A 9,102-nucleotide genomic window follows, 5' to 3' on the forward strand; every position below is an offset into this window, starting at 1 on the left:
CGCGGTGCCGAATTCGTGGTACTGCCCCAGATCGCCGTCGATATAGCGGGCCAGCATCAGGTTCACCACCGCCCGGCTCGACGGCGCGCGGCTGGCGAGCACTGGGCGATGCGGCCGCGTTCATCCACCACCTGCCCGTCGACCAGAGCTTCACCCTGGAAGCGGGCCGCTCGATCTGGGGATTCCCAAAGATCATGGCGGAGTTCACCGTTCGCGAGCAGGGCCGGTTCGGATTCGACGTCAGCGCCGATGGCGCGCACATCGCGGGCATCGACTTCGCCCGGGGAGTGCCGGTGCCCTCGCTGTTCACCTCGCGCCCGCAGGTGCTCAAGACCTACACCTTCGCCGAGGGCACCACCCGGGAGGTGCCCTGGGAGATGCGGGTGCGCGGGCTGCGCGGCCAGCCCGGCGGGGCGACGCTGCGTCTGGGCGATCACGCCTACGCCAAGGAGCTGGCGTCGCTGGGACTGCCGAAGCGGGCGATGATCTCTGGATCCGTCGGCCACGTCGAGATGACGTTCGGCGACGCCCACCCGCTCGGCTGACCGGCCGGGCGCGCGCTGCTTCGTCGTCGGGCGTGCCATCCGGACAATCTAGAACGCGTTCTAAGCCCCTGGCAAGAAAATTAGAACGTGTTCTAGTTTGGCGCGCACGGCCGTCAGATCAGCGTCGCCAGCTCGCGGACCTGCTCCGTACTGCGTCCGGACACCACCATCATGGTGACGCCGGCGGCCTCCCAGGCCTTGATCTGCTTACGCACGTAGTCGATGTCGCCGACGATCGCGGCGTCGTCGATCACCTCGTCGGGGATGATCTCGGCGGCCTTGTCCTTCTGGTTGCTGCGGAACAGCTTCGTCACGTCGTCGACCACTTGCGCGTAGCCCATCCGCCGGTAGACGTCGGCGTGGAAGTTGGTGTCCTCGGCGCCCATGCCGCCCATGTAGAGCGCGATGTAGGGCTTCATCGCCGCGAACGCCGCGCTGCGGTCCTCGGTGATCACGATGTTGGCCGTCGCGCAGATCTCGAAGTCCTCGCGGCTGCGGCGGGCGCCCGGCCGGGCGAACCCCTCGTCCAGCCACTCGTTGTAGGTGTCAGCCATGCGCGGCGTGTAGAAGATCGGCAGCCAGCCGTCGCAGATCTCGGCGGCCAGCGCGACGTTCTTCGGCCCCTCGGCGCCCAACATGATCGGGATGTCGGCCCGCAGCGGATGGGTGATGGGCTTGAGCGGTTTGCCCAAACCCGTTGCGCGCTCACCGGTCAGCGGCAGCGGGTAATGCGGCCCGGCGCTGGTCACCGGCGCCTCGCGCGCCCACACCTGCCGGATGATGTCGATGTACTCGCGGGTGCGGGCCAGCGGCTTGGGGAAGGACTGGCCGTACCAGCCCTCGACCACCTGCGGGCCGGAGACACCCAGGCCGAGGACGTGCCGGCCCCCGGACAGGTGGTCGAGCGTCAACGCCGCCATCGCGCAGGCCGTCGGGGTGCGTGCGGACAGCTGAACCACCGACGTGCCCAGCCGCACCCGCGACGTCGACGAACCCAACCAGGCCAGCGGGGTGTAGGCGTCGGACCCCCAAGCCTCGGCGGTGAAGACGGCGTCGTAGCCGGCCTCCTCGGCCGCGGCGACGAGCTCACCGTGGTTGTGCGGCGGCTGAGCGCCCCAATATCCCAGCTGCAATCCCAGCTTCATCGTCGTCACCCTTCCGGTGGTCGTCCCGATCCAAGAAAGATTTGAATCCGTTCTTAGAACCTGTTCTACTCGATGGCGTGACAGCCAGCTCGAGTAGCCCGCCCCTGATGGATCACCCTGAGCCACCGCTCGCCGCGCCACTGACGTTGTCCTTCGACTACACCCGTTCAGTCGGCCCCACGCTGAGCAAGTTCTTCACCGCCCTGCGCGACCGCCACATCCTGGGCGTGCGCGGATCGGATGGCCGGGTGCACGTGCCGCCGGCCGAATATGACCCGGTCACCTATGAGCCGCTGGGCGAGATGGTACCGGTGTCTAGCGTCGGCACCGTGGTCTCCTGGACCTGGCAGCCCGACCCCATCGAGGGACAGCCGCTGGACCGGCCGTTCGCCTGGGCGCTGATCAAGCTCGACGGGGCAGACACGCCGTTGATCCACGCCGTTGATGCGGGTGAGCCCAAGGCCATCAAGACCGGCTCCCGGGTGCACGCGCACTGGGTCGACGAGCCGGTGGGCGCCATCACCGACATCGCGTATTTCGCGCTCGGGGAGGAACCCGAGGCCGTGGCCGAGCAGTCCGACGGCGACAAGGATCCGGTGACCATGATCGTCACGCCGGTGTCGCTGACCATCCAGCACAGCGCCTCGCACGAAGAGAGCGCCTATCTGCGGGCCATCGCGCAGGGCAAGCTGCTGGGCGCGAAGACGGGCGAGAACGGCAAGGTCTACTTCCCGCCGCACGGCGCCGACCCGGCCACCGGCCAGCCGACGACCGAGTTCGTCGAGCTGCCCGACAAGGGCACCGTCACGACGTTCGCGATCATCAACATCCCGTTCCAGGGTCAGCGCATCAAGCCGCCGTATGTGGCGGCCTACGTGCTGCTCGACGGAGCCGACATCCCGTTCTTGCATCTGGTCGCCGACATCGACGCCCACGAGGTACGGATGGGCATGCGCGTCGAGGCGGTGTGGAAACCCCGCGAGGAGTGGGGATTTGGCATCGACAACATCGAGTACTTCCGGCCGACCGGGGAACCCGACGCCGACTACGACACCTACAAGCACCACCTGTAAAGGGCTTACCTGCACATGAGCGCTCGCAACGTTGCGGTCGTCGGCTTTGCCCACGCCCCACACGTCCGCCGCACCGACGGCACCACCAACGGTGTCGAGATGTTGATCCCGTGCTTCGCGCAGCTGTACGAGGAGCTGGGCATCGAACGGACCGACATCGGCTTCTGGTGTTCCGGATCATCTGATTACCTTGCCGGACGGGCATTTTCGTTCATCTCGGCGATCGACTCGATCGGTGCCGTTCCGCCGATCAACGAGTCGCACGTCGAAATGGACGCCGCCTGGGCGCTTTACGAGGCCTACATCAAAATCCTCACCGGCGAGGTCGACACCGCGCTGGTGTACGGCTTCGGCAAGTCCTCGGCCGGCATCCTGCGCCAAATCCTGACGCGGCAGACCGACCCCTACACCGTCGCGCCGTTGTGGCCCGATTCGATCTCGCTGGCCGGGCTGCAGGCACGCATCGGGCTCGACACCGGTAAGTGGACCCAGGAGCAGATGGCGCGGGTGGCCTTCGACTCCTTTGCCAATGCGCGCCGCGTGGACAACGTCGAGGGGTCGATCAGCGTGGCGGAACTGCTCGAACGGCCGTTCTTCGCCGACCCGCTGCGTCGCCACGACATCGCGCCGATCACCGACGGCGCCGCGGCGATCGTGCTCGCGGCCGGTGACCGGGCGCGTGAGCTGCGCGAAAACCCGGCCTGGATAACGGGAATCGAGCACCGCATCGAAACGCCGGTGCTGGGCGCGCGCGATCTCACCGAGTCGCCGTCGACAAAGGCCGCGGCCCACGTGGCCACCGGCGGCCGGACCGACAACCTCGACGTGGCCGAGATCTGTGCGCCGTTCACCCACCAGCACCTGATCATCGCGGAAGCCATCCGGATCCCGGGTCCCACCAAGGTGAACCCGTCCGGTGGCGCGTTGGCGGCCAACCCCATGTTCGTCGCCGGCCTCGAACGCATCGGCTTTGCAGCACAACACATCTGGAACGGTTCGGCCGAGCGGGTGCTGGCGCACGCCACCAGCGGCCCTGCGCTTCAACAAAACCTGGTCGCGGTCATGGAAGGAAAGAACTGATGGCCGGTGCAGGGCCAAACGTCGCTGCGGTACTAGGTACCGGACAGACGAAGTACGTCGCCAAACGCCAAGACGTTTCGATGAACGGTCTGGTGCGCGAGGCGATCGACCGGGCGCTGGCCGACTCCGGCAGCACCTTCGACGACATCGACGCCGTCGTGGTCGGCAAGGCGCCGGACTTCTTCGAGGGCGTGATGATGCCCGAGCTGTTCATGGCCGACGCCATGGGCGCCACGGGCAAGCCGCTGATCCGGGTGCACACCGCGGGTTCGGTCGGTGGGTCCACCGGTGTGGTGGCCGCCAGCCTGGTGCAGTCCGGCAAGTACCGGCGCGTCCTGGCGATGGCGTGGGAGAAGCAGTCGGAGTCAAACGCCATGTGGGCGTTGTCGATTCCCATTCCGTTCATCAAGCCGGTCGGTGCCGGCGCGGGTGGGTACTTCGCCCCGCACGTGCGCTCCTACATTCGTCGATCCGGCGCGCCGACGAACATCGGAGCCATGGTCGCGGTAAAGGACCGGCTCAACGGCGCCAAGAATCCGCTGGCACACCTGCACCAGCCCGACATCACGCTGGAGAAGGTGATGTCCTCGCCCATGCTGTGGGACCCGATCCGTTACGACGAGACCTGCCCGTCTTCCGACGGCGCGGCCGCCGTGGTGATCGGCAACGAGGAGGCCGCCGAAGCCCGGCTGGCGCAAGGACATCCGGTGGCGTGGATCCACGCCACCGCGTTGCGCACCGAGCCGCTGCAGTTCTCCGGGCGCGACCAGGTGAGCCCGCAGGCCGGGCGTGACGCCGCCGCGGCGCTGTGGAGGGCCGCCGGCATCGAGAGCCCCATCGACGAGATCGACGCCGCGGAAATCTACGTGCCGTTCTCCTGGTTCGAACCGATGTGGTTGGAAAACCTCGGTTTTGCCGCCGAGGGTGAAGGCTGGAAGCTCACCGAAGCCGGCGAGACGAAGATCGGCGGCCGGTTGCCGGTCAACCCGTCGGGCGGCGTGCTGTCGTCGAACCCGATCGGTGCCTCGGGCCTGATTCGCTTCGCCGAAGCGGCGATCCAGGTGATGGGCAAGGGTGGCGACCACCAGGTGCCCAACGCGCGAAAGGCCTTGGGGCACGCCTACGGTGGCGGCTCGCAGTACTACTCGATGTGGGTGGTGGGCGCCGACAAGCCCGCGGCCCAGAAGGTCTCGTGAGCGCGCCGACGACGATGCAGCGGGGGCACCTCCCGCTTGCGGGGGAGAGCGGCGCCGTTGACTGAGCATCCCGCGCACGAGGCCGGCCGCCGCTCCCGCGAGGCGGTGGCGGCCCGGGACAAGGATGCCTGGCTGGCGGTGTTCGCCGACGACGCCATCGTCGAGGACCCGATCGGGCCGTCGGTGTTCGACCCCGAGGGCCTCGGCCACCGTGGCCGGGACGCGATCTCGGCCTTCTGGGACAAGGCGATCGCCCCCACCACGAAGATCGAGTTCTTCTTCCGCGACACCTACCAGTGCGGCAACGAGGAAGCCAACGTCGGGCACATCCTCATCACGACCGGCGAATATCAGACGACCGCCGAGGGCGTCTTCACCTACCGGGTCAACACCGAGGGCCAGATGGTGGCCCTGCGCGCCTACTGGGAGATGGATCGGGCGGCGGCCAACACCCGCAAAATCTAGAGCGGTTCGCCGGCGGTGAAACCTAGGGCGCGACACGCCGGTTGAGGATCGCTGATTTCACATTCGGCGGCATGTCGATGTCAGGCTTATGCCCATGTCCGACAAGCACGTCGTACTCGTCCACGGCTCATGGAGCCGCGGGCAGCAGTGGGCCCCCGCCCAGGCCGCCTTTGCGGAACGCGGCTTCACGGTGCATACCCCGACCTTGCGGCACCACGAACTGCCGCTGCACGAAGGTGCGGCCAAGATTGCGTCGTTGAGTATCCGTGACTACTTAGATGATCTCGTCGCCCTGGTCGCATCGCTGGACTCCCCGCCGCTGTTGGTCGGACATTCGCTGGGCGGTCTGCTAGTCCAACTGGTCGCTGCCCGCACGCCACACGCTGGCCTGATCGCCGCCTGTCCGTCGTCGGTGGGTCCATCCGGCCTTAACCGCACGACTCTGGGTATCGCCCTACCGCACGCGTTGAAGACGCGGCCGTGGACCAAACCGGTCTATCCCCCGACGTGGCAACAGTTTTGGCGGGGCGTCGCGGCCACACAAACCCAGGAGGCTGCGCGCGCGGCGTTCAACGACCTGGTCTGCGAATCCGGACGGGTGCTGTTCTTCGAGCTGGCTATGCCGTGGCTGGACCGAGCCAAGGCCGCGAAAGTGGACCGCAGCGCCATCGCGGGACCTGTGCTCGTGATCGGGGGCGGCCGAGACCGTATCGTGCCGCCGGGGTTGGCACGCCGGACCGCCGCCCGATTTGCACGCGCGAGCTACGCCGAAATTCCCGATTCCGATCACATGGTGTTCTATGGAGCCGCGTTACCGGTCACGATGAGCTACATCGATGACTGGCTCACCCGAAATAGCGGCATAACCGGCGATTCGGCCTAGAGCGGTTCCAGCCCGGCCAGATGCCGCTGGGCCAGGTCGCGGTAGGCCTGCGGGTTCACCTTGACCCACATCTCAGCGCCGGTCCCGGCGACCGGGCCCTTGATCTGCGCCGGCGCCCCGACCGCCAGCATCCCGGCCGGGATCTGGCTGCCGGCCGTCACTAGCGAATGCGCGGCGACCAGGCTGCGTGCGCCGACACCGCGCCGTCCAGCACGGTGGCGTGGTTCGCGATCAGCGCCTCCTGCCCCACGTGCACGCCATGAATGACACACAGATGCGCGACCGTCGCGCCCGGACCGATGTCGACCGGTATTCCGGGCGGCGCGTGCAGCACCGAGCCGTCCTGGACGTTGGCGCCCTCGCGCACCACGATGGGCCCGTAGTCGCCGCGCAGCACGGCGTTGAACCAGACCGAGGCGCCCGCCTCCACCACGACGTCGCCGATCAGGGTGGCCGTCGGGGCCACGAAAGCTGTGGGATCGACCCGTGGCGCGCGGCCCTCGAACGCAAACAGCGGCATCGTTTAGATATACCGCAGTGCGCATATGCCGTGGCCAGGCTCGCCGTCGTTGCGCGCCCCCGCTGAAAAACTGTAACGTGTTCTAGTTAGAGGCCCAGCGAGTTGGAGGTGACAGGTGAGTACCGACACCAAGGCGGTCGGCATCCGGGAGATCGATCCCGGCGCCTTGCCGACGAGATACGCCCGCGGCTGGCACTGCCTGGGCGTTGCAAAGGACTTCCAGGACGGCAAGCCGCACTCGATCGAGGCGTTCGGCACCAAGCTGGTCGTTTTCGCCGACTCGCAGGGCGACATCAAGGTTCTGGACGGCTACTGCCGCCACATGGGCGGGGACCTGTCTGAGGGCACCATCAAGGGCGACGAGGTCGCCTGCCCGTTCCACGACTGGCGCTGGGGCGGCGACGGCCGCTGCAAGCTGGTGCCCTACGCCAAGCGCACGCCCAAGACGGCGCGCACCCGCTCGTGGACCACCGACGTGCGCGGCGGCCTGCTGTTCGTCTGGCACGACCACGAGCAGAATCCGCCGGACCCCGCGGTGCGCATTCCCGACATCCCCGAAGCGGCCAGCGATGAATGGACCGACTGGCGGTGGAACAGCATCCTCATCGAGGGGTCCAACTGCCGCGACATCATCGACAACGTCACCGACATGGCGCACTTCTTCTATATCCATTTCGGGTTGCCGACCTACTTCAAAAACGTCTTCGAGGGCCACATCGCCTCGCAGTACCTGCACAACGTGGGCCGGCCCGACGTCAACGACCTCGGCACCACTTACGGGGAGGCGCATCTTGATTCGGAGGCCTCCTACTTCGGGCCGTCGTTCATGATCAACTGGCTGCACAACAGCTACGGCGGTTACAAGGCCGAGTCGATCCTGATCAACTGCCACTACCCGGTGACTCAGAACTCGTTCGTGCTGCAGTGGGGCGTCATCGTCGAAAAGCCCAAGGGCATGGACGAAAAGATGACCGACAAGTTGTCGAAGGTGTTCACCGAGGGCGTCAGCAAGGGCTTCCTGCAGGACGTCGAGATCTGGAAGCACAAGACCCGCATCGACAATCCGCTGCTGGTCGAGGAGGACGGCGCCGTTTATCAGTTGCGCCGTTGGTATCAGCAGTTCTACGTCGACGTCGCCGACATCGAGCCGGAGATGGTGGAGCGCTTCGAGATCGAGGTGGACACCACCCGCGCCAACGAGTACTGGAACGCCGAGGTCGAGCAGAACCTCAAGGCCAAGGACTCCGAGGCGGACGAGTCGGTCACCGACGACGTCCCGGCCCAGCAACGCTAGGAATCATGGGCGACGATCAGCCGGCGGTACCTGACGTCGATCAGCTCGCGCGATCGATGTTGTTGCTGCACGGCGATCCGCACGACCACGACGAGAAGCCCGCGGGCAACGGCGGCTCCCGATCCTGGTCGAAGTCAAGGGATTTCACCAACGACCCGCAGCGCGCCGCGGCCGTCGCCGAAGCCAGTCGCGCCGACCGCGAGCGCTACCTCAACTCCGGGTTGCTGCCGGTCGACTGCCGGTTCTGCCACGTGCGGGTCACCGTCCGCCGGCTCGGGCCGGGACACACCGCCGTGCAGTGGAACACCGAAGCGTGGCAACGCTGCGCGCACTTCACCGAGGTGCGCGAGTCGGGGGGCGACACCGCGCGCACCCGGTCGTGCCCCAAACTCGCCGACAGCATCGAGCATGCGGTCGCCGAGGGCTACCTCGACGACGACCCGGACCAAGACTAGGCGGGCACAAGGCGTGCCAGCCGGGCGCGGAAGCCGTTGTGCGGCCTAGGTTTTACAGACCCGCGAAGCGCTCCTTGACGGTCTCGGTGGTGAGGCCGTAGTCGGCCAGCGAGTAGGTGTGCTTGGGCGCCCGCGGGCCGGACTGGCTGTCGGCGTGGGTCTTTTCCATGGCGGCCCTGGCCTCGTCGGTCAGCGTCAGGCCGAAGTGGCGATAGATGTCGGCCACGGTGCCCAGCGGGTCGGCGATCAATTCCTTGTAGTCGACGTCGTAGAACTGCGACGGGCTGTATTTGGCCCGCGCGGTGTTGAACCGCTCCAGCCCCCGCGACCAGGTTTCCATTGCGTCGGCACCGATTTGGGCGCCGGTGAACGACGTCGACCATCCCTCGGCGGTGTGCTGCGCCAGCGAGCACATCGAGGCCATGATCGTTTCGACCGGACGATGG

At 67.1% G+C, this 9,102-nt stretch carries 10 protein-coding genes and 1 pseudogene; 8 read left to right on the forward strand and 3 right to left on the reverse strand.

From position 1 onward, the window contains the following. On the forward strand, positions 1–545 hold a 545-nt coding region (locus A5659_RS04140; protein WP_369829355.1), incomplete at its 5' end, for an acetoacetate decarboxylase family protein. Between the two features lie 113 nt (positions 546–658). Here the strand turns inward: A5659_RS04140 and A5659_RS04145 are convergent. After that, a complete protein-coding gene (locus tag A5659_RS04145; protein WP_066877066.1) occupies positions 659–1,690 on the reverse strand; it encodes an LLM class F420-dependent oxidoreductase in 1,032 nt (343 codons plus the stop codon). Between the two features lie 77 nt (positions 1,691–1,767). Between A5659_RS04145 and A5659_RS04150 the strand changes: the two genes are divergently transcribed. From A5659_RS04150 to A5659_RS04170, 5 genes are all read left to right on the forward strand, one after another. Continuing rightward, positions 1,768–2,763 carry a Zn-ribbon domain-containing OB-fold protein gene (locus A5659_RS04150; RefSeq protein ID WP_197497910.1) on the forward strand — a complete coding sequence of 332 codons (996 nt, stop codon included), beginning with the start codon at positions 1,768–1,770 and terminating at the stop codon, positions 2,761–2,763. Positions 2,764–2,778: 15 nt separating this feature from the next. Next, on the forward strand, positions 2,779–3,843 hold the full coding sequence (locus A5659_RS04155; protein ID WP_066870603.1) for a thiolase domain-containing protein: 1,065 nt from the start codon (positions 2,779–2,781) through the stop codon (positions 3,841–3,843). After that, positions 3,843–5,039 (forward strand): thiolase domain-containing protein, encoded by a 1,197-nt coding sequence (locus A5659_RS04160; RefSeq protein ID WP_067179436.1) that lies wholly within the window; start codon positions 3,843–3,845, stop codon positions 5,037–5,039. The genes A5659_RS04155 and A5659_RS04160 overlap by 1 nt, the downstream gene beginning before the upstream one ends. 57 nt (positions 5,040–5,096) lie before the next feature. Beyond that, entirely contained in the window at positions 5,097–5,504 is a 408-nt protein-coding gene (locus tag A5659_RS04165) for a nuclear transport factor 2 family protein (RefSeq protein WP_067019950.1), read from the forward strand. Between the two features lie 94 nt (positions 5,505–5,598). Beyond that, positions 5,599–6,387, forward strand: a complete 789-nt coding sequence (locus A5659_RS04170) for an alpha/beta hydrolase (protein ID WP_066877063.1) — start codon at positions 5,599–5,601, stop codon at positions 6,385–6,387. Here A5659_RS04170 and A5659_RS04175 read toward each other — a convergent pair. Next, positions 6,384–6,907, reverse strand: a pseudogene (locus tag A5659_RS04175) (gamma carbonic anhydrase family protein). The gene A5659_RS04170 and the pseudogene A5659_RS04175 overlap by 4 nt on opposite strands. A gap of 115 nt (positions 6,908–7,022) precedes the next feature. On the opposite strand from A5659_RS04175, the gene A5659_RS04180 reads away from it, so the two are divergent. Together A5659_RS04180 and A5659_RS04185 are read left to right on the forward strand one after the other, a co-directional pair. Further along, positions 7,023–8,201: a Rieske 2Fe-2S domain-containing protein gene (locus A5659_RS04180; protein ID WP_066870618.1), complete on the forward strand. Its 1,179-nt coding sequence runs from the start codon at positions 7,023–7,025 to the stop codon at positions 8,199–8,201. A gap of 5 nt (positions 8,202–8,206) precedes the next feature. Then, positions 8,207–8,656 (forward strand): hypothetical protein, encoded by a 450-nt coding sequence (locus tag A5659_RS04185; protein ID WP_067179438.1) that lies wholly within the window; start codon positions 8,207–8,209, stop codon positions 8,654–8,656. A gap of 52 nt (positions 8,657–8,708) precedes the next feature. Here the strand turns inward: A5659_RS04185 and A5659_RS04190 are convergent. Further along, positions 8,709–9,102: sulfotransferase (locus A5659_RS04190; RefSeq protein WP_197497911.1), on the reverse strand; the 394-nt coding region annotated here is incomplete at its 5' end.

The sequence above is a fragment of the Mycobacterium sp. 1165196.3 genome, from assembly GCF_001673415.1.
GTDB classification, from domain to species: Bacteria; Actinomycetota; Actinomycetes; order Mycobacteriales; family Mycobacteriaceae; genus Mycobacterium; species Mycobacterium europaeum_A.

Excerpts from the sequence above, each read along its gene's own strand:
- A5659_RS04155 (WP_066870603.1), top strand. The coding sequence starts at position 2,779 with ATGAGCGCTCGCAACGTTGCGGTCGTCGGCTTTGCCCACGCCCCACAC.
- A5659_RS04185 (WP_067179438.1), top strand. The coding sequence starts at position 8,207 with ATGGGCGACGATCAGCCGGCGGTACCTGACGTCGATCAGCTCGCGCGA.
- A5659_RS04170 (WP_066877063.1), top strand. The coding sequence starts at position 5,599 with ATGTCCGACAAGCACGTCGTACTCGTCCACGGCTCATGGAGCCGCGGG.
- A5659_RS04145 (WP_066877066.1), bottom strand. The coding sequence starts at position 1,690 with ATGAAGCTGGGATTGCAGCTGGGATATTGGGGCGCTCAGCCGCCGCAC.
- A5659_RS04160 (WP_067179436.1), top strand. The coding sequence starts at position 3,843 with ATGGCCGGTGCAGGGCCAAACGTCGCTGCGGTACTAGGTACCGGACAG.